The organism is Streptomyces telluris, assembly GCF_024519335.1.
Lineage (GTDB): Bacteria > Actinomycetota > Actinomycetes > Streptomycetales > Streptomycetaceae > Streptomyces > Streptomyces telluris.
Window position 1 is genome coordinate 155,891 of the sequence record NZ_JANIID010000014.1, and the last position, 20,031, is coordinate 175,921.

At 68.6% G+C, this 20,031-nt stretch carries 15 protein-coding genes and 1 tRNA gene; 11 read left to right on the top strand and 5 right to left on the bottom strand.

Translation table 11 applies throughout. The features are described from left to right. Positions 1-151 precede the first annotated feature (151 nt). Positions 152-2,809 carry a DNA polymerase I gene (gene polA / locus NQU55_RS17480; protein ID WP_256790820.1) on the bottom strand — a complete coding sequence of 886 codons (2,658 nt, stop codon included), beginning with the start codon at positions 2,807-2,809 and terminating at the stop codon, positions 152-154. A gap of 304 nt (positions 2,810-3,113) precedes the next feature. On the opposite strand from polA, the gene NQU55_RS17485 reads away from it, so the two are divergent. From NQU55_RS17485 to NQU55_RS17520, 8 genes are all read left to right on the top strand, one after another. Then, entirely contained in the window at positions 3,114-5,429 is a 2,316-nt protein-coding gene (locus tag NQU55_RS17485) for an FdhF/YdeP family oxidoreductase (RefSeq protein ID WP_168093260.1), read from the top strand. A 66-nt stretch (positions 5,430-5,495) separates the two neighbouring features. Continuing rightward, positions 5,496-5,957, top strand: coding sequence for a PaaI family thioesterase (locus NQU55_RS17490; protein WP_168093259.1), 462 nt, complete (start codon positions 5,496-5,498; stop codon positions 5,955-5,957). A gap of 175 nt (positions 5,958-6,132) precedes the next feature. Continuing rightward, on the top strand, positions 6,133-6,519 hold the full coding sequence (locus NQU55_RS17495) for a hypothetical protein (protein ID WP_168093258.1): 387 nt from the start codon (positions 6,133-6,135) through the stop codon (positions 6,517-6,519). A gap of 302 nt (positions 6,520-6,821) precedes the next feature. Then, positions 6,822-8,060: a branched-chain amino acid ABC transporter substrate-binding protein gene (locus NQU55_RS17500; protein ID WP_168093257.1), complete on the top strand. Its 1,239-nt coding sequence runs from the start codon at positions 6,822-6,824 to the stop codon at positions 8,058-8,060. Positions 8,061-8,221: 161 nt separating this feature from the next. After that, complete coding sequence (locus tag NQU55_RS17505) at positions 8,222-9,154, top strand: branched-chain amino acid ABC transporter permease (protein WP_168093256.1); 933 nt, start codon at positions 8,222-8,224, stop codon at positions 9,152-9,154. A gap of 5 nt (positions 9,155-9,159) precedes the next feature. Next, positions 9,160-11,061, top strand: coding sequence for a branched-chain amino acid ABC transporter permease (locus NQU55_RS17510; RefSeq protein ID WP_168093255.1), 1,902 nt, complete (start codon positions 9,160-9,162; stop codon positions 11,059-11,061). Further along, on the top strand, positions 11,058-11,936 hold the full coding sequence (locus tag NQU55_RS17515) for an ABC transporter ATP-binding protein (protein WP_168093254.1): 879 nt from the start codon (positions 11,058-11,060) through the stop codon (positions 11,934-11,936). Before NQU55_RS17510 ends, NQU55_RS17515 begins: the two co-directional genes overlap by 4 nt. Next, the gene (locus tag NQU55_RS17520) at positions 11,933-12,649 is read left to right on the top strand and encodes an ABC transporter ATP-binding protein (RefSeq protein WP_168093253.1); all 717 of its coding nucleotides are present in this window, start codon (positions 11,933-11,935) and stop codon (positions 12,647-12,649) included. Before NQU55_RS17515 ends, NQU55_RS17520 begins: the two co-directional genes overlap by 4 nt. Before the next feature lie 52 nt (positions 12,650-12,701). Here the strand turns inward: NQU55_RS17520 and NQU55_RS17525 are convergent, their stop codons facing one another. Continuing rightward, positions 12,702-13,352 carry an ANTAR domain-containing response regulator gene (locus NQU55_RS17525; protein ID WP_168093252.1) on the bottom strand — a complete coding sequence of 217 codons (651 nt, stop codon included), beginning with the start codon at positions 13,350-13,352 and terminating at the stop codon, positions 12,702-12,704. A 101-nt stretch (positions 13,353-13,453) separates the two neighbouring features. Between NQU55_RS17525 and NQU55_RS17530 the strand changes: the two genes are divergently transcribed. Together NQU55_RS17530 and NQU55_RS17535 are read left to right on the top strand one after the other, a co-directional pair. Further along, positions 13,454-13,526: transfer RNA gene (locus NQU55_RS17530), tRNA-Leu, on the top strand. A gap of 129 nt (positions 13,527-13,655) precedes the next feature. Continuing rightward, positions 13,656-14,420 (top strand): helix-turn-helix domain-containing protein, encoded by a 765-nt coding sequence (locus NQU55_RS17535; RefSeq protein ID WP_168093261.1) that lies wholly within the window; start codon positions 13,656-13,658, stop codon positions 14,418-14,420. A gap of 12 nt (positions 14,421-14,432) precedes the next feature. Here the strand turns inward: NQU55_RS17535 and pyk are convergent, their stop codons facing one another. Then, complete coding sequence (gene pyk / locus NQU55_RS17540) at positions 14,433-15,854, bottom strand: pyruvate kinase (protein ID WP_168093251.1); 1,422 nt, start codon at positions 15,852-15,854, stop codon at positions 14,433-14,435. Between the two features lie 143 nt (positions 15,855-15,997). Further along, positions 15,998-16,690, bottom strand: coding sequence for an SIMPL domain-containing protein (locus NQU55_RS17545; RefSeq protein WP_256790817.1), 693 nt, complete (start codon positions 16,688-16,690; stop codon positions 15,998-16,000). A gap of 163 nt (positions 16,691-16,853) precedes the next feature. Here NQU55_RS17545 and NQU55_RS17550 point away from each other — a divergent pair, with 163 nt between their 5' ends. Continuing rightward, positions 16,854-18,668: a bifunctional metallophosphatase/5'-nucleotidase gene (locus NQU55_RS17550; protein ID WP_168096790.1), complete on the top strand. Its 1,815-nt coding sequence runs from the start codon at positions 16,854-16,856 to the stop codon at positions 18,666-18,668. On the opposite strand, the gene NQU55_RS17555 is transcribed toward NQU55_RS17550, so the two are convergent. After that, positions 18,624-20,031: lysine N(6)-hydroxylase/L-ornithine N(5)-oxygenase family protein (locus tag NQU55_RS17555; RefSeq protein WP_256790818.1), on the bottom strand; the 1,408-nt coding region annotated here is incomplete at its 5' end. The two genes, NQU55_RS17550 and NQU55_RS17555, sit on opposite strands and share 45 nt — an antisense overlap.

Below are 20,031 nucleotides of genomic sequence, written 5' to 3' on the forward strand. Positions count from 1 at the left end.
GGCGGGATCACCCGGACCTGACGAGGCGTCAGGAGAGGTGGGCACGGTAGCAACGCACGCGGCAGATGAGAACCACGCGCACGCCCCCCTCACGTGGATACGGCCCCTCTCCCGTGAAGGAGAGGGGCCGTATCCACACACGCGGGCACACTCAGTGCGCGGCGGACTCCCAGTCCCGGCCGACGCCGACCGACACGTCCAGCGGCGCGCTCAGCGACACCGCCCCGGCCATCTCACGGCGCACCAGCGCCTCGACGGCCTCCCGCTCGCCCGGCGCGATCTCCAGCACGATTTCGTCGTGGACCTGCAGGAGCATCCGCGAGGAGAGCTCCTCCGCCTCCAGCGCCTCGCCCACCCGCAGCATCGCGATCTTGACGATGTCGGCGGCCGTGCCCTGGATCGGGGCGTTCAGCGCCATCCGCTCGGCCATCTCGCGACGCTGGCGGTTGTCGCTGTTGAGGTCCGGGAGATAGCGGCGGCGGCCGAGCATCGTCTCGGTGTAGCCCGTGGCACGGGCCTCGACGACGACCCGCTGCAGATAGTCCCGCACGCCGCCGAAGCGCTCGAAGAAGGTGTCCATCAGCTTGCCGGCCTCGCCCGGGGCGATGTTCAGCTGCTGGGACAGGCCGAAGGCCGACAGGCCGTACGCCAGCCCGTACGACATCGCCTTGATCTTCCGGCGCATCTCCGGGTCGACCTCGGCCTTGGCCACGCCGAAGACCTGGGAGGCCACGGTGGTGTGCAGGTCCTCGCCGGAGTTGAACGCCTCGATCAGGCCCTCGTCCTCCGACAGGTGCGCCATCACACGCAGCTCGATCTGGCTGTAGTCGGCGGTCATCAGCGACTCGAAGCCCTCGCCGACGACGAAGCCGCGGCGGATGGCCCGGCCCTCGTCCGTCCGCACCGGGATGTTCTGCAGGTTGGGGTCGGTGGAGGAGAGCCGGCCCGTGGCGGCCACCGTCTGGTTGAAGGTGGTGTGGATGCGGCCACCGGGAGCGATCGCCTTGATCAGCCCCTCCACCGTGGAGCGCAGCTTCGACTGCTCACGGTGACGCAGCATGATCACCGGGAGCTCGTTCTCCGTCTGCCCCGCGAGCCAGGCCAGGGCATCGGCGTCCGTGGTGTACCCGGTCTTGGTCTTCTTGGTCTTCGGCAGGCCCAGCTCACCGAAGAGCACCTCCTGCAGCTGCTTCGGAGAGCCCAGGTTGAACTCGCGGCCCGCCGCCGCGTGCGCCTCCTGCACCGCCTGCTGCACCGCGGCCGCGAACTGCTGCTCCATGCGCTCCAGCCAGCCGCGGTCGGCGGCGATGCCCGCCCGCTCCATCCGGGCCAGCAGCGCGCTCGTCGGCAGCTCCACATTGCGCATCAGCTCCGCCGCGCCGACCTCCTCCAGGCGCGTGGCGAACGCCGCACCCAGATCGAGGACCGTACGGGCCCGGCCCATCAGCGCATCGGCCTCGGCCTGCTCATCCGCGCCGAAGGCCAGCTGACCGTCGCCCGCGGCGGCCGTGGCCAGCTCGCGGCCCAGGTACTCCACGGACAGGGCGTCCAGCGCGAAGGAACGACGCCCGGGCTTGACGAGGTACGCGGCCAGCGCCGTGTCCATGCTGACGCCCTCGACGCTCCAGCCGTGCTCGGCGAAGACCCGCATCGCGGACTTGGCGTCGTGCATGACCTTCGGCGCGCCCGCGTCCGCGCTCCACGCGGCGAACGCCCGCTCGTCGGCCTCGTCCAGCTCGGCGGGGTCGAACCAGGCGGCCGGGCCCTCGCCCGTCGCCAGCGCGATCTCCGCGACCCGGCCGCTGCCCAGCGACCACGAGTCGACCACGGCCACCCCGAGCGCAGCCGAGCCGTGCCCGGCCAGCCACGGCGCCAGCTCGCCGGCGCCCAGCACCACGCCGTCCACCTCGGCACCGGCCTCGGGAACGATCTCCTCCGCGGCCTCCCCACCGGGGTCGGCGGCCAGCAGCCGGTCCCGCAGGCCCTGGTTGCGGATCTCCAGGCCCTCCAGGAACGCGATCAGCGCCTTGCGGTCGTACGCCGCGCGGCGCAGCCCCTCCGGGCCCACGGGCAGCTCGACGTCACGCACCATCTCCGTCAGACGGCGGTTGAGCTTGACCGCCTCCAGGTGATCACGGAGGTTCTGCCCGGCCTTGCCCTTGACCTCCTCGACCCGCTCGACGAGATCCGCGAAGGAACCGAACTGATTGATCCACTTCGCGGCGGTCTTCTCGCCCACGCCCGGGATGCCCGGCAGATTGTCCGACGGGTCACCCCGCAGGGCCGCGAAGTCCGGGTACTGCGAGGGGGTCAGGCCGTACTTCTCCTGCACCTTCTCCGGCGTGAAACGCGTCAGCTCCGAGACGCCCTTCGTCGGATACAGCACCGTGACGTCGTCGGAGACCAGCTGGAAGGAGTCACGGTCGCCCGTGACGATCGAGACGTGGAAACCCTCCGCCTCCGCCTGCGTGGCCAGCGTGGCGATCACATCGTCGGCCTCGAAGCCGTCGACCGCGAACCGCGGCACGCTCATCGCATCCAGCATGTCGCCGATCAGCTCCACCTGGCCCTTGAAGTCGTCCGGCGTCTTGGAACGCGTCGCCTTGTACTCCGGGAACTCCTCCGAGCGCCACGTCTTGCGCGACACGTCGAACGCCACGGCGAAGTGCGTGGGCTGCTCGTCACGCAGGGTGTTCGCCAGCATGGACGCGAAGCCGTACACCGCATTCGTCGTCTGCCCGGCGGCCGTCGTGAAATTCTCCGCCGGCAGCGCGAAGAACGCCCGGTACGCCATCGAGTGCCCGTCCATCAGGAGCAGGCGGGGGCGACCTCCCTCCGCTGCCTCGGTGCCGGTCGGTTCGTTCGTCTTCACTGCCTTTGCTGCCACGCCCCCGATCCTGCCACGGCCCACTGACAATCCCGGCCACGGCGACCTCGCCCCCGCACCCGCCGCCGCCCCGTGACAGGATCGGAGCCGTTACGCACAAACGCGCGCGAAGATCCGTACACACAGATCCGTACGCACAGATCCGTATACAGAGATCCGCACACACAGCTCCGTACGGAAGATCCGTACGCGACAGCGCACCACCGACCGCTCAAGGGAGAGCGACATGGCAGGCAAGCCACCCACCGGCGACCCCGTCCAGGACGCACCGGACGTCACCGCCCCGCAGCACGCCGCGGCCGGACTGCCCGCCGTCGCCCACTCCCTGCGCATCGCCCACCAGCAGATGGGCGCCCGCCGCACCGCCCTCACCCTGCTCAAGGTCAACCAGAAGAACGGCTTCGACTGCCCCGGCTGCGCCTGGCCCGAACCGGACAAGCGCCACGCCGCCGAATTCTGCGAGAACGGCGCCAAGGCCGTCGCCGAAGAAGCCACGCTGCGCCGCGTCACCCCCGACTTCTTCGCCCGGCACCCCGTCTCCGACCTCGCCGGGCGCAGCGGCTACTGGCTCGGCCAGCAGGGCCGCCTGACCACCCCCATGTACCTGGCCGAGGGGTCCGACGCCTACGAGCCGGTCAGCTGGGAACGCGCCTTCGACATCATCGGCGAGGAACTGGCGGCCCTCACCTCCCCCGACGAGGCCGTCTTCTACACCTCCGGCCGCACCAGCAACGAAGCCGCCTTCCTCTACCAGCTCTTCGCCCGCGAGTTCGGCACCAACAACCTGCCCGACTGCTCCAACATGTGCCACGAATCCTCCGGCTCGGCCCTGTCGGAGACCATCGGCATCGGCAAGGGCAGCGTCCTCCTGGAGGACCTCTACAAGGCCGACCTGATCATCGTCGCCGGACAGAACCCCGGCACCAACCACCCGCGCATGCTCAGCGCCCTGGAGAAGGCCAAGCACGGCGGGACGAAGATCATCACGGTCAACCCGCTCCCCGAAGCGGGCCTGGAACGCTTCAAGAACCCCCAGAACGCCCGCGGCCTCGCAGGCGGCGGCACCGCCCTGACCGACCTGTTCCTGCAGATCCGCCTCGGCGGCGACCAGGCCCTCTTCCGCATCCTCAACAAGCTCGTCCTGCAGACCGAAGGCGCCGTCGACACGGACTTCGTCCGCGAACACACCCACGGATTCGAGGCCTTCCGCGACGCCGCACTCACCGCCGACTGGGACGAGACCCTGCGCGCCACCGGCCTGAACCGGGCGGAGATCGAGCAGGCCCTCGCCATGATCCTGGCCTCGAAGCGCACCATCGTCTGCTGGGCCATGGGCCTGACCCAGCACAAGCACGCTGTGCCCACCATCAAGGAGGTCGTCAACCTCCTGCTGCTGCGCGGGGACATCGGCCGCCCCGGCGCCGGCGTCTGCCCCGTCCGCGGCCACAGCAACGTCCAGGGCGACCGCACCATGGGCATCTTCGAACGCCCCGCACCGGCCTTCCTCGACGCCCTGGAAAAGGAATTCGGCTTCACCCCGCCGCGCGAACACGGCCTTGACGTCGTCCGCGCCATCCGCGCGCTCCGCGACGGACAGGCCAAGGTCTTCTTCGCCATGGGCGGCAACTTCGTCTCCGCCACCCCCGACACCGACGTCACCGAAGCCGCCGTACGCCGCGCCCGCCTCACCGTGCACGTGTCGACCAAACTCAACCGCTCCCACGTCGTCACGGGCGCCCGCGCCCTCATCCTGCCCACCCTCGGCCGCACCGAGCGCGACCGGCAGGCCGGCGGCGAGCAGTTCGTCACCGTCGAGGACTCCATGGGCATGGTCCACGCCTCCCGCGGCGGCCTGAAGCCCGCGAGCCCCGACCTCCTCTCCGAGCCCGCCATCGTCTGCCGCCTGGCCCGCCGCGTCCTCGGCACCGCCTCCACCACCCCCTGGGAGGCCTTCGAACGGGACTACGCCACCATCCGCGACCGCATCGCACGCGTCATCCCCGGCTTCGAGGACTTCAACGCCCGCGTCGCCCGCCCCGGCGGCTTCACCCTCCCCCACGCCCCCCGCGACGAGCGCCGCTTCCCGACCGCCACCGGCAAGGCCAACTTCACCGCCGCACCGGTCGAATACCCCCGCCTCCCCGAAGGCCGCCTGCTCCTGCAGACGCTCCGCTCGCACGACCAGTACAACACCACCATCTACGGCCTCGACGACCGCTACCGCGGCATCAAGAACGGCCGCCGCGTCGTCCTCGTCAGCCCCGAGGACGCCCGCGACCTCGACCTCGCCGACGGCTCCTACGCCGACCTCGTCAGCGAATGGACCGACGGCACCGAACGCCGCGCCGCCGGCTTCCGCGTCGTCCACTACCCGACCGCCCGCGGCTGCGCCGCCGCCTACTACCCGGAGACCAACGTCCTGGTCCCGCTCGACCACACCGCCGACACCAGCAACACCCCCGCCAGCAAGTCCCTGGTCATCAGGATCGAAAAGGCGGAGCAGGCGGCAGGCACCGGGCGGACGGAGGACCGCAACGGTTGACGGCGGGGCCGTTGAACTGAAAAAACGTTCACACCACAACGGCCGAGGGTGATCGGAGCACGACGCATGGGCGAGCACGGCAAGACCACGTTTCCGCAGGAGGTCCTGGACCAGTGGTCCGGCAGCGGGCTCGACCTGCCCGCCCTCTTCTCCGCCGGGCACCTCGGCGAACGCATGAGCGTGCGGGTCGTCGAGGCCTCCCCGGAGCGCGTGGTCGGCACCATGCCCGTCGAGGGCAACACCCAGCCGTACGGCCTGCTGCACGGCGGCGCCTCCGCCGTGCTCGCCGAGACCCTCGGCTCCGTCGGCGCCATGCTGCACGGCGGTCCCTCCCGGATCGCCGTCGGCGTCGACCTCAACTGCACCCACCACCGGGGCGTCCGCTCCGGCCTGGTGACCGGCGTCGCCACCCCCGTCCACCGCGGGCGCACCACCGCCACCTACGAGATCGTCGTGACCGACGAGAACGACAAGCGCGTGTGCTCCGCGCGCCTGACCTGCGTCCTCCGCGACGCCGAAGCGTCCTGACCGGATTCGAAGCGTCCCGGCCGACGCCGGAGCATCCCGACCGGCGCCGAGGCGGCATGACCGGACCGGAGCGGCCCGACCGGAGCCCCGGGCGCCGCGGCGCCGGCGGCCTGACACCCGCCTCCGCGTCCCGCAGCACCTTCCCGTGCCCGCCCGGGCGCTCTACCGTGCCCGCATGCGGGCACCTTCGCGCCGCTGGCCGGCCGGCGCATCGCTGCTTCTGACGGCCGCGCTCCTGACCGGCTGCGGGGACTCCGCGGCCGGCCCGGCCCCGCGCTCCCCCACGCCCGACTCCCCCGTGCAGCTGTGCACCAAGCTCATCTCGTACTGGGCCGAGCAGGACCTCATCGGCAGCAAGTGGGCCGGGCTCGACTGGGAGCAGAAGGGCCTGTCCAACGAGCAGTTCGCCCTCTACGACGACATCGTGCAGGCGGCCCGCGGCGAACAGCGCAGGAACGGGACGGCCGCGGCCCTCGAACTCGCCCGCCGCCAGGCGCGGCAGCGCTGCGAGGCCGCCGGCGGGGCCACCCGCAGCTCGGAGAACTGGCGGCCCCCCACGTGACCGTGTGTAATCGTCACGCGGTGCGGGAAACGTAGCATCGTCGGCAGGACCACGGCCCGCGCGGCCCGATCACCCTTCCTCACACTCTCGACTGCTTAGCGGAACTGCACTTTCTGGCTCCGCACTCGGGGGACAAATCACCATCCGCGAAGATCATTCGCTCACGGCTGCTACACAAAAATCCCCAGAAGTGATCTGCGTCATAACAAGACAGTCACATCATGGCCAGCACCTCTGCCCCCCGCAGCCGCACCCCCCTAGAGTCACGGCCAGTCACCGCCCCGCCGGGGAAAGGACACACCGTGCGCCACCGTCCCCTGCTCATCCTCACCAGCACCCTCGCCGCCGGCACGCTCGCCCTGAGCGCCTGCGGCTCACGCGACGGCGGCAAGAGCGACGACAACCAGGGCAGCGGCAAGCAGACCACCGTCGTGATCGGCATCGACGCCCCGCTGACCGGCTCCCTGTCCGCCCTCGGCCAGGGCATCAAGAACTCCGTCGACCTCGCCGCCCGCACCGCCAACAAGAACAAGGAAGTCCAGGGCGTCACCTTCAAGACCGAAGCCCTGGACGACCAAGCAGTCCCCGCCTCCGGCCAGCAGAACGCCACCAAACTCGTCGCCGACAAGACCGTCCTCGGCGTCGTCGGCCCCCTCAACTCCGGCGTGTCCCAGTCCATGCAGGGCGTCTTCGCCCGGGCCGACCTCACCCAGGTCTCCCCCGCCAACACCAGCCCCGAACTCAGCCAGGGCGACAACTGGCTCAAGGGCGAGAAGAAACGCCCCTTCAAAACCTACTTCCGCACCGCCACCACCGACATCATCCAAGGCCGCTTCGCCGCGCAATACGCCTACAAGGACGCCAAGAAGAAAAAGGTCTTCGTCGTCGACGACAAACAGACCTACGGCGTCGGACTCGCCTCCATCTTCGCCCAGGAATTCAAACGCCTCGGCGGCGAAGTCGTCGGCACCGACCACATCACCGTCAAAGAGACCGACTTCTCCAGCGTCGCCAACAAGGTCAAGAACAGCGGCGCCGACATCGTCTACTACGGCGGCCAGTACCCCGAAGGCGGCCTCCTCTCCGACCAGGTGAAGAAGACCGGGGCCCGCATCCCCCTCATGGGCGGCGACGGCGTCTACGACCCCGCCTTCATCAAAGCCTCCAGCGAGAACAACGACGGCGACCTCGGCACCTCCGTCGGCTACCCCGTCGAAGGCCTCGACTCCGCCAAGACATTCGTCCAGAACTACAAGGACGCCGGCTACAAAGACCCCTACGCGGCCTACGGCGGCTACTCCTACGACGCGGCCTGGGCCATCGTCCAAGCCGTCAAGAAAGTCGTCGCCGACAACAACGGCAAGCTCCCCGCCGACGCCCGCGCCAAAGTCACCGAAGCCATGGGCAAAGTCTCCTTCGAAGGCGTCACCGGAAAGGTCTCCTTCGACGAATACGGAGACACCACCAACAAACAGCTGACCGTCTACCAGGTCAAGGGCGACGCCTGGCAGTCCCTCAAGAGCGCCACCTTCAAGGACTGAACAACCACCCGGACAACCGTCCGAAACAGCGGCCCGAACAGGACCGCAACGGACCGGACAACGGCCCCACCAGGCCCAGCGGAAACCGCACCCACCGCGCGAGGACGCGTCCCACGCCCTCGCGCGGACCCACATCCGACACCCGCATCGGAGGCCCAGCGGTGCACCAACTGCCGCAAACGCTGGTCAACGGTCTCGCCCTCGGTGCCCTCTACGGCCTCATCGCCATCGGGTACACCATGGTCTACGGCATCGTCCAGCTCATCAACTTCGCCCACGGCGAGATCGTCATGATCGGGGGCTTCGGCGCCCTCAGCGTCCACCTGTGGCTTCCCGGCGACACCCCCCTCTCCGCCGCCCTCCCCCTCATGCTCATCGGCGGCGCCCTCGCCTCCGTCGCCGTCGCCACCGCGGCGGAACGCTTCGCCTACCGCCCCCTGCGCGACGCCCCCAGACTCGCCCCCCTCATCACCGCCATCGGCCTGTCCATCGCCCTCCAGCAACTCGTCTGGGCCTTCTACCCCGACGCCAAGAAATCCCGCGGCTTCCCCCAATTCCAAGGCGACGCCTTCGAACTCGCCGGCAACATCCACATCCAGCGCGACGACGTCTTCGTCCTCCTCGCCGCACCCCTGTGCATGCTCGCCCTCGGCTTCTTCGTCGCCCGCAGCCGCACCGGCCGCGCCATGCAAGCCACCGCCCAGGACCCCGACACCGCCAAACTCATGGGCATCAACACCGACCGCATCATCGTCCTGGCCTTCGCCATCGGCGGCGCCTTCGCCGCCGTCGCCGCCGTCGCCGCAGGACTCCGCGCCGGCCAGATCAACTTCGAAATGGGCTTCATCCTCGGCCTCAAAGCCTTCACCGCCGCCGTCCTCGGCGGCATCGGCAACATCTACGGAGCCATGCTCGGCGGAGTCGTCCTCGGCATCGCCGAAGCCGCCGCCTCCACCTACATCCAGCACATCCCCGGAATGCAACAACTCGGCGGAGGCGGCTGGAAGGACGTATGGGCCTTCGCCCTCCTCATCCTCGTCCTCCTCATCAGGCCCCAAGGCCTGCTCGGCGAACGCGTCGCGGATCGGGCGTGAGCACGATGAATCCACACAAGACCGCAGGCGACGACGCCAACAGCAACGAGAAAGGGACCGGGCAAAGGGCCGGGACCGGAGCCGGGAACGGAGCCGGGAACGGGACGGCAGCCACCACCGAAACCACCCCCGTCATCCCCCTCCCCCTCGGCACAGCCCGCACCCTCACCGCCGGCGGAGCCCTCCTCAGCGCCGCCTCCACCTTCCTCCCCTGGACCTGGACCACCGACTTCCCCGGCAACCTCACCGTCACCGGCTACCCCGGCGGCCTCCAACTCCTCACCCTCACCGGCGCACTCCTCACCCTCCTCTACGCCCTCACCACCTGGAACCTCCCAGGCACCCGCTGGCTCAACCCCACCCGCAGCCACAACGCCACCGCACTCCTCGCCACAGCCACCCTCGCCACCACCTGGTACACCCTCATCGCCATCGCCCTACAACTCGGCGGACTCGTCAACCTCGAACCCGGCGGATACGCCGCCGCCCTCACCACCCTCACCACCCTCCTCGGCACCCTCGCCCTCCCCCTCGACCGACGCACCACCACCTCCTTCCCACCCACCAGCCGCCTGAGCACCACCCGCACCGGAACAGCCCTCCGCTCCGTACTCCGCACCATCCGACCCGGCCCCACCGACCGACGACCACCACCCGCCCGACCCCTGCCCGCCTGGACCGAAATCCTCATCATCGCCGCATCCTTCGGCCTCGCCCTGGGCCTGGTCACCTACGGCATCGGCACCGCATACGGAGAACTCTTCACCGGCTTCCTGCTCCTGGCCGGCTTCGGCGCCGCAGCCCTCGCCCGGGCCGGACTCATCGCACGCCTCACCGCCCTCACCACCAAACACCGCACCCCCACCATCACCGCCGCCTTCGCCGCCGCAGCCCTCTTCCCCCTCACCCAGGACACCGACCAGTACACCCTCATCGCCGTCAACATCCTGATCTTCTCGACCGTCGCCCTCGGCCTCAACGTCGTCGTCGGCCTCGCCGGCCTCCTCGACCTCGGCTACGTGGCCTTCCTCGGCGTCGGCGCCTACACCGCCGCCCTCGTCTCCGGCACCACCGCCTCCACCCTGGACATCCGCTTCCCCTTCTGGGCCGCCGTCCTCACCGGAGCCGCCGCCTCACTCATCTTCGGCGTCGTCATCGGCGCCCCCACCCTCCGCCTGCGCGGCGACTACCTCGCCATCGTCACCCTCGGCTTCGGAGAGATCTTCCGCATCACCGTCGGCAACCTCAACGGCGAATCCGGCCCCTCCCTCACCAACGGCCCCAACGGCATCCCCAACATCCCCGACCTCGCCCTCTTCGGCTACGACTTCGGCGAGACCCACACCCTCGGCGGCATCACCCTCAACCCCTTCGCCAACTACTACCTCCTGATGCTCCTCTTCACCGTCATCGTCGTCCTCATCTTCAGCCGCGCCGGCGACTCCCGCATCGGACGCGCCTGGATCGCCATCCGCGAGGACGAAACCGCCGCCACCGCCATGGGCATCAACGGCTTCCGCCTCAAACTCCTCGCCTTCGCCCTCGGCGCGACCCTCGCCGGACTCGCCGGCACCGTCCAGGCCCACGTCGCCTACACCGTCGTCCCCGAGCAATACGTATTCGCCGGCCCCGTACCACCCAACTCGGCCTTCCTCCTCGCCGCCGTCATCCTCGGCGGCATGGGCACCATCAGCGGCCCCCTCCTCGGCGCCGCCCTCCTCTACCTCATCCCCGCCAAACTCCAGTTCCTCCACGACTACCAACTGCTCGCCTTCGGCGCCGCCCTCATCCTCCTCATGCGCTTCCGCCCAGAAGGACTCATCCCCGACCGCCGCCGGCAACTCGAATTCCACGAAGGAACCACCGGCAGCAGCACCCTCACGCACGCGGAGGCGACCACCCCATGACCACCACCGCCGCCCCCGCCCCAACCCCCACCGACACACCCACCCTCACCGCCACCGGCGTCACCATGCGCTTCGGCGGCCTCACCGCCGTCCGCAACGTCGACCTCACCGTCCACCACAACGAAATCGTCGGCCTCATCGGACCCAACGGCGCAGGAAAAACCACCTTCTTCAACTGCCTCACCGGCCTCTACGTCCCCACCGAAGGCACCGTCGCCTTCCAAGGCACCACCCTGCCCCCCAAACCCCACCTCGTCACCAAAGCCGGCATCGCCCGCACCTTCCAGAACATCCGCCTCTTCGCCAACATGACCGTCCTGGAAAACGTCCTCGTCGGCCGCCACACCCGCACCAAAGAAGGCCTCTTCTCCGCCCTCCTCCGCGGCCCCGGATTCCGCCGCGCCGAACAAGCCTCCGAACAACGCGCCATGGAACTCCTCGCCTTCACCGGACTCGCCGCCAAACGCGACCACCTCGCCCGCAACCTCCCCTACGGCGAACAACGCAAGCTCGAAATCGCCCGCGCCCTCGCCAGCGACCCCGGCCTCCTGCTCCTCGACGAACCCACCGCCGGAATGAACCCCCAGGAGACCCGCGCCACCGAAACACTCGTCCGCGCGATCCGCTCCCAGGGAACCGCCGTCCTCGTCATCGAGCACGACATGCGATTCATCTTCAACCTCTGCGACCGCGTCGCCGTCCTCGTCCAGGGCGAAAAACTCACCGAAGGCACCTCCGAGACCGTCCAGGCCGACGAACGCGTCATCGCCGCCTACCTCGGCACCCCCTTCGAAGGCGCCCCGGGAGAAGAAGAAGCCGCGGAGGTGGCCGCCGCCGAAGCCCGCACGGCAGAAGAAGCGGAGGACAACCGGTGACCGCCCTCCTCGAAGTCGAAAACCTCCGCGTCGCCTACGGCAAGATCGAAGCCGTCAAAGGCATCTCCTTCACCGTCGAGGCCGGCCAGGTCGTCACCCTCATCGGCACCAACGGCGCCGGCAAGACCACCACCCTGCGCACCCTCTCCGGCCTCCTCAAGCCCCTCGACGGCACCATCCGCTTCGAAGGCCGGCCCCTGACCGGAGTCCCCGCCCACCGCGTCGTCGCCCTCGGCCTCGCCCACTCCCCCGAAGGCCGGCACATCTTCCCGCGCCTCACCATCGCCGAGAACCTCCAGCTCGGAGCGTTCCTCCGCAACGACACGCGCGGCATCGCACAGGACGTCCAGCGCGTCTACGACCTCTTCCCCATCCTCGGCGAACGCGCCCGCCAGGCCGCCGGCACCCTCTCCGGCGGAGAACAGCAGATGCTCGCCATGGGCCGGGCCCTGATGTCCCGCCCCAAGCTCCTCATGCTGGACGAGCCCTCCATGGGCCTCTCACCCATCATGATGCAGCGGATCATGGCCACCATCACCGAGCTCAGGGCCTCCGGCACCACGATCCTGCTCGTCGAGCAGAACGCCCGCGCCGCGCTCTCCCTCGCCGACCACGGCCACGTCATGGAGATCGGGAAGATCGTCCTCTCCGGGACGGGGGCGGACCTCCTCCACGACGAATCGGTACGCAAGGCGTACCTCGGCGAAGACTGACGAGGGCCCGTGTCCGGTACGGACACGGGCCCTCGCTCACGACACGGCCGGGCTACTGCCCCTTCGCCGCCTTCTTCTCCTCGGCGTCCTCGATGACCGCCTCCGCGACCTGCTGCATCGACAGACGGCGATCCATCGACGTCTTCTGGATCCAGCGGAAAGCCGCCGGCTCGGTCAGCCCGTACTGCGTCTGCAGGATGCTCTTCGCACGGTCCACCAGCTTGCGCGTCTCCAGGCGCTGGGAGAGGTCCGCGACCTCCTTCTCCAGGGCCTTCAGCTCCGTGAAGCGGGACACGGCCATCTCGATGGCCGGGACGACGTCGCTCTTGCTGAAAGGCTTCACCAGATAGGCCATGGCCCCGGCGTCCCGGGCCCGCTCGACCAGATCCCGCTGGGAGAAGGCGGTCAGCATCAGCACCGGCGCGATCGAATCGCGGGCGATCTGCTCGGCGGCGGAGATCCCGTCCAGGACGGGCATCTTCACGTCCAGGATCACCAGGTCGGGCCGGTGCTCCCGGGCCAGCGCGACCGCGGTCTCGCCGTCGCCCGCCTCGCCCACGACGGAGTAGCCCTCTTCCTCGAGCATCTCTTTGAGGTCGAGACGGATCAGGGCCTCGTCCTCGGCGATCACGACACGGGTGACATGCGGAGGGGTGTGCGTCGGCTCGTCGTCGACGGGCGGGGTGGGCTCGGCGGCGGTCACGGGTCTCCTCGTTCCAGGGCAAGGTGCTGCCCCACGAGCCTACCTAGCTGCGGTATGTTTGACGCACGGCGGGATTCCGATAACCTTGGTTTCATAGGCTAGCCCCGGTAGCCCAGCGGTAGAGGCCATGGATTCAAAACCCATTCAGCGTCGGTTCGAATCCGACTCGGGGCACTTTCCCTTCTTTTCCAAGGTCACCAATCGGCTCCCGCCACGAGGGGATCTTCGCTCGTCAGGGTGAACGAACCTTCGAATCCTGTCTTCCGGTGCGGTACCTCACCGAGGCTCGTCTCTGTGTACGACATGGAGACGCGCAATCGCGCCGTAGCCCTGATGAGGGACGGCGTTCCGAACCGCATCGTGGCCGAGAGCCTGGGCATCCCCCGCGGCACTGTCGGCTGGTGGATGTCCGAGGACCGGAGACGCAGGGGCGAATCGTTCGTACGCCCGACGGATTGCCCCAGATGCACTGGTCGGGCGTACGACCACCAGGCCTACTCCTACCTCCTCGGTCTCTATCTCGGCGACGGCCACATCATCGCGAAGCCCAAACAGAACCACCTGTCCATCTACTGCGGCGACGTATGGCCCGGCCTGATCGATGCAGCCGAGGAAGCCATGCAGAAGGTCATGGCGCTTCCCAGCACCGGCAGGCGGCAGAAGAAGGGCTGCACGGAGGTGAAGTCCTACTCGGCACACTGGCCCTGCATGTTCCCTCAGCATGGGCCGGGCAAGAAGCATGAGCGACGCATCGCCCTTGAGGACTGGCAGCAGAGCATCGTGGACGCTCACCCCTGGAGCTTCTTACGAGGGCTCATCCACTCCGACGGATGCAGAGTCACGAACTGGACCACCAGAATGGTGAACGGAGCACGCAAGCGCTACGAGTATCCGAGGTACTTGTTCACCAACAAGTCCGACGACATCCGTCAGTTGTACTGCGACACCCTCACCAAGGTGGGCGTCGAGTGGACCACCCTGGCCCGCGGCAGCGACCCCTTCAACATCTCCGTAGCCCGCAAAGCATCCGTCGCCCTCATGGACGCCCACATAGGCCCCAAGTACTGACGGCGAGTCCGCCTACTCCTCACCAATATGGTGCACACGCACCATATTCGTCGTGCCCGGCGTCGCCGGTGGCGAGCCGGCCGTGATGATCACGCGGTCACCCCGCCGGCACCGACCGATCCGCAGCAGGTACTCGTCGACCTGGTCGACCATCTCGTCCGTCGTCTGCACCATCGGCCCCAGGAACGTCTCCACACCCCAGGTGAGGCTCAGTTGGGCCGCCGTCGCCGGCTCCGGCGTGAACGCCAGCAGTGGGATCGGGGAGCGGTAGCGCGACAGCCTTCGGACCGTGTCGCCGGATTGGGTGAAGGCGACCAGGAACTTCGCCTCCAGGAAGTCGCCCATCTCGGCGGCCGCACGGGCCACCGAGCCGCCCTGGGTGCGGGGCTTGCTCCGCTCGGTCAGCGGGGGCAGGCCCTTCGCCAGGAGGTCCTCCTCCGCGGCGATCACGATGCGGCCCATGGTCTTGACCGTCTCCACGGGGTACTTGCCCACGCTCGTCTCGCCGCTGAGCATGACCGCGTCCGTGCCGTCGATCACGGCGTTGGCGACGTCCGAGGCTTCCGCGCGGGTGGGGCGGGAGGCGTCGATCATGGAGTCGAGCATCTGCGTCGCCACGATCACCGGCTTGGCGTTGCGCCTGGCGAGTTTGATGGCCCGCTTCTGGACGATCGGGACAGTTTCCAGGGGCATTTCGACGCCGAGGTCGCCGCGGGCGACCATGATGCCGTCGAAGGCGGCGACGATGCCGTCGAGGTTCTCGACCGCCTGGGGCTTTTCGATCTTGGCGATGACGGGGAGGCGGCGGCCTTCCTCGTCCATGACGCGGTGGACGTCGACGATGTCGTCCGCGCTGCGGACGAACGACAGGGCGATGATGTCGGCGCCGATGCCCAGGGCCCAGCGGAGGTCTTCGACGTCCTTTTCGGAGAGGGCCGGGACGGAGACGGCGACGCCGGGGAGGTTGAGGCCCTTGTGGTCGGAGACCATGCCGCCTTCGATGACGATGGTCCGTACGCGCGGGCCGTCGACCTCGGTTACTTCGAGGGTGACGCGGCCGTCGTCGACGAGGATGCGCTCGCCTTTGGTGACGTCGGTGGCGAGGCCGTCGTAGGTGGTGCCGCAGGTGTGGCGGTCGCCTTCGACGGGTTCGACGGTGATGGTGAATTCGTCGCCGCGTTCAAGGAGTACGGGGCCTTCGTGGAAGCGGCCGAGGCGGATCTTCGGGCCTTGAAGGTCGGCGAGGATGCCGACGCTGCGGCCTGCTTCTTCGGCGGCTTTGCGTACGCGCTGGTAGCGGGCCTCGTGGTCGGCGTAGGTGCCGTGGCTGAGGTTGAAGCGGGCGACGTCCATGCCGGCGTCGACGAGTGCCTTGATCTGCTCGTACGAGTCGGTGGCGGGCCCGAGGGTGCAGACGATTTTTGCTCGGCGCATGACTCGACCTTACGACCTACCAGTGGGTAGCGAATCCGTCGGCGGCGACAGCTCAACGGCCTTTGTGTAAAAGGTTTTTGACAACGAGTGAATGTGCGCGTGCGCGCTCCGATGAGCACCCTCGGGGCTTTGTGCCGGCTGTGTCAGAGCTGGGGCGGTGCCATGGTGAAGCGGGCGCTGACCTGGGCGTGGACGGTCTGTCGCTGGGGTTCGAGATCCAGTTCGGGTGCGGGGGCGGCGGGTCCGGCGCCGGGGCGTCCGCGGCGCATCATGCCGGGGGCTGTGGGGCGGCCGGCGTGTTCGGCGCCGTCGTCGGCGAGTTCGAGGAGGGCGCCGAGTTCGGTGCCGAGGGCGTCGGCGTAGGCGCGGGCGCGTCGGACGGCTTCGTGGACGGCTTTGCGGCGGACTTCGGTGTGGGCGGGTGAGTCGGGGCGGAGGGCCCACCAGGGGCCGCTGATGCGGGTGAGGGGGAGGTCGGCGAGGCGGGCGGTGAGTTCGCCGAGTTGGGTGAAGTCGTTGATGGTGGCGGTGAGGTGGATGCTGCCGTTGTAGGCGTTGATGCGTTCGCTGCGGCCTTTTTCGGTGAGTTGGGGGGTGATGCTGAGGTATCCGGTTTCTATTTTTTCGACGGCGTCGCCGTAGGACTTCACGAGGTCGAGGGCGCGGGAGTTGCGCTGGGTGAGGTCGTGGAGGGTGGTGGTGCGGTCGGTGCCGCGGGCGGTGACGGTGATGCCGAGGCGGGCGATTTCGGGGTCGGCTTCGAGGCGGGCTTCGCCGCGGACGGAGACGCGGGGGGTGTCGGGGGTGCCGTAGGGCAGGGGTGCGGGTGTGGTCATGCGATCAGTGTGGCCTCCCGCTTCTTCCGGCGAAGTTACCGGGGAGTCACCGGATCGCAACCTTGGGAGGGTGTCGCGGGCGGGGTGGGCCGGGTCAGAATCTACGCGCGTTGTCAGCACTGTGACTTGCGCTGTGACTTGCACTGTGACTTGGGGAGAAGAAGTGCCGCTGAACCGGAGGAACTTTCTGGGGCGTACCGCCGCGACGGGTGCGGGGGTCGCACTCGTGGGGGCGGTGGGTGCCGGGTCGGCCGAGGCGCGGGAGGTGGATGCGGGCCTGACGGGCGGCCGGGGGAAGCGGAAGTACTCCTTCACCGTCATGGGGACGACGGATCTGCACGGGAACGTCTTCAACTGGGACTACTTCACGGATGCCGAGTTCGACGACAAGGCGCACAACGATGTGGGCCTGGCGAAGATCTCGACGCTGGTGAATCAGGTGCGCGCGGAGAAGGGGCGCCGCAATACCCTGCTGATCGACGCGGGTGACACGATCCAGGGCACTCAGTTGTCGTACTACTACGCCAAGGTGGATCCGATCACCAAGGCGCACGGTCCGGTGCATCCGATGGCTCAGGCGATGAATGCGATCGGGTACGACGCGGCGGCGCTGGGGAATCACGAGTTCAATTACGGTATTCCGGTGCTGCGGAAGTTCGAGGAGCAGTGCGACTTCCCGCTGCTGGGGGCGAATGCGCTCGATGCCAGGACGTTGCGGCCGGCGTTTGCGCCGTATGTGATGAAGCGGGTGTGCACGCCGTTCGGGCGTGATGTGAAGGTGGCGATCCTGGGGCTGACGAATCCGGGTATCGCGATCTGGGACAAGGCGAATGTCCAGGGGAAGATGGTGTTCCCGGGTCTGGAGGAGCAGGCGGCGAAGTGGGTGCCGCGGCTGCGTTCGATGGGTGCGGACGTGGTGATCGTTTCGGCGCATTCGGGTTCGAGCGGGACTTCTTCGTACGGTGATCAGCTGCCGCACATCGAGAACGCGGCGGCGCTGGTGGCGGAGCAGGTGCCGGGGATCGACGCGATCCTGGTGGGTCATGCGCACACGGAGATCCCGGAGTACCGGGTGGTGAACAAGGAGACGGGCAAGCAGGTGGTGCTGTCCGAGCCGCTGAAGTGGGGGCAGCGGCTGACGCTCTTCGATTTCGGTCTGGTGTGGGAGCGGGGTCGCTGGCAGGTGGAGTCGGTTTCGGCGAAGGTGCTGAACTCGAACACGGTGCCGGAGGACAAGAAGATCACGCGGCTGCTGCGCGATGAGCACGAGAAGGTCGTGGCGTATGTGAATCAGGTGATCGGTACGTCGACGGCGGCGATGGGTGCTGCCGAGGCGGCGTACAAGGACACGCCGATCATCGACTTCATCAATCATGTGCAGAAGGAGACGGTGCGGGCGGCGTTGGCCGGGACGGCTCATGCGGCGTTGCCCGTGTTGTCGCAGGCGTCGTGTTTCTCGCGGACGGCGGCGGTGCCGGCGGGGAAGGTGACGATCCGTGAGGTGGCCGGGTTGTATCCGTTCGAGAACACCCTGGAGGCGCGGGTGCTGACGGGTGCGCAGCTGCGGGAGTATCTGGAGTTTTCGGCGCGGTATTTTGTGCGGACGCCTGCGGGGGGTCCGGTGGATCCGGCGAAGCTGACGAATGCGGAGAGCATTCCGGATTACAACTATGACGCGGTCAGCGGCCTCTCGTATGAGATCGACATCGCGAAGGCGCCGGGGTCGCGGATCGCGAAGTTGATGTTTGACGGGAAGCCGCTGGACGACGCGGCGCAGTTCGTTCTGGCGGTGAATAATTACCGGGCCAGTGGTGGGGGTAATTTCCCGCATGTGGCTCGGGCGAAGCAGGTGTGGGCGAACTCGGAGGAGATCCGTAACACGATCATTTCTTGGGTGAAGGCTCAGGGGTCGATCGATGTGGCGAAGTTCGCCTCAGTGGACTGGAAGCTGACGCGGGATGGTGCGCCGGTCTTCTGATGTGGTGGCGCGGGGCCGTGACTGGGGTCGCGGTTCCAGGCCGAAGGTGGTGAAGGCGGTCCGCTCCGGTAGGGGGTAGGCCGCCTTTTCCGTGATGGCGTTGAGGATGGTGGCGCTGCGCCAGGCGGCGAGGCCGAGGTCGGGGGTGCCGACGCCGTGGGTGTGGCGTTCGGCGTTCTGGACGTGGATGGCGCCGCGGACGAGGGGGTCGAGGACGAGGCGGTGGTTTTCGTCGATGCGGGGGCGTTCGCTGTGGTCGCGGCGGATGTAGGGGTCGAGGGCGGCGAGGAGGGTGTCGACGGGGCGTTCGCGGTAGCCGGTGGCGAGGATGACGGCGTCGGTGGTGACGCGGGAGCGGGTGCCTTGCTGGGCGTGTTCGAGGTGGAGTTCGACGCGGGTGGTGCCGACGCGGCCGGCGGTGCGGACGAAGACGCCGGGGGTGAGGACGGTGTCGGGCCAGCCGCCGTGGAGGCTGCGGCGGTAGAGCTCTTCGTGGATGTCGGCGAGGGTTTCGGCGGCGATGCCCTTGTGGAGTTGCCATTGCTGGGGGAGGAGTTGGTTGCGGACGGCTTCGGGGAGGGCGTGGAAGTAGCGGGTGTAGTCGGGTGTGAATTGTTCGAGGCCGAGTTTGCTGTATTCCATGGGGGCGAAGGCGGGGGTGCGGGCGAGCCAGTGGAGTTTTTCGCGGCCGGCGGGGCGGTTGCGGAGGAGGTCGAGGAAGACTTCGGCGCCGGATTGGCCGGAGCCGATGACGGTGATGTGTTCGGCGGCGAGGATGCGCTCGCGGTGGTCGAGGTAGTCGGCGGAGTGGATGACGGGGACGGCGGGGGCGTCGACGAGGGGGCGTAGGGGGTCGGGGACGTAGGGGGCGGTGCCGACGCCGAGGACGAGGTTGCGGGTGTAGGTGCGGCCTAGGGCTTCGGCTTCGCCGTCGGTGTCGAGTTGGGTGAAGTCGATTTCGAAGAGGTTGCGTTCGGGGTTCCAGCGGATGGCGTCGATCTGGTGGCCGAAGTGGAGGCCGGGGAGGGATTGGCTGACCCAGCGGCAGTAGGCGTCGTATTCGGCGCGTTGGATGTGGAAGCGCTCGGCGAAGTAGAAGGGGTAGAGGCGTTCGCGTGATTTGAGGTAGTTGAGGAAGCTCCAGGGGCTGGTGGGGTCGGCGAGGGTGACGAGGTCGGCGAGGAAGGGGACTTGGAGGGTGGTGCCGTCGATGAGGAGGCCGGCGTGCCAGCGGAAGGTGTGGTTCTGGTCGTAGCAGGCGGTGCGGAGGCCGGGGATGCCGTGGGCGAGGGCGGCGAGGGAGAGGTTGAAGGGGCCGATGCCGATGCCGGCGATGTCGAGGGGCTGGTCGGGGGTGGTCTGG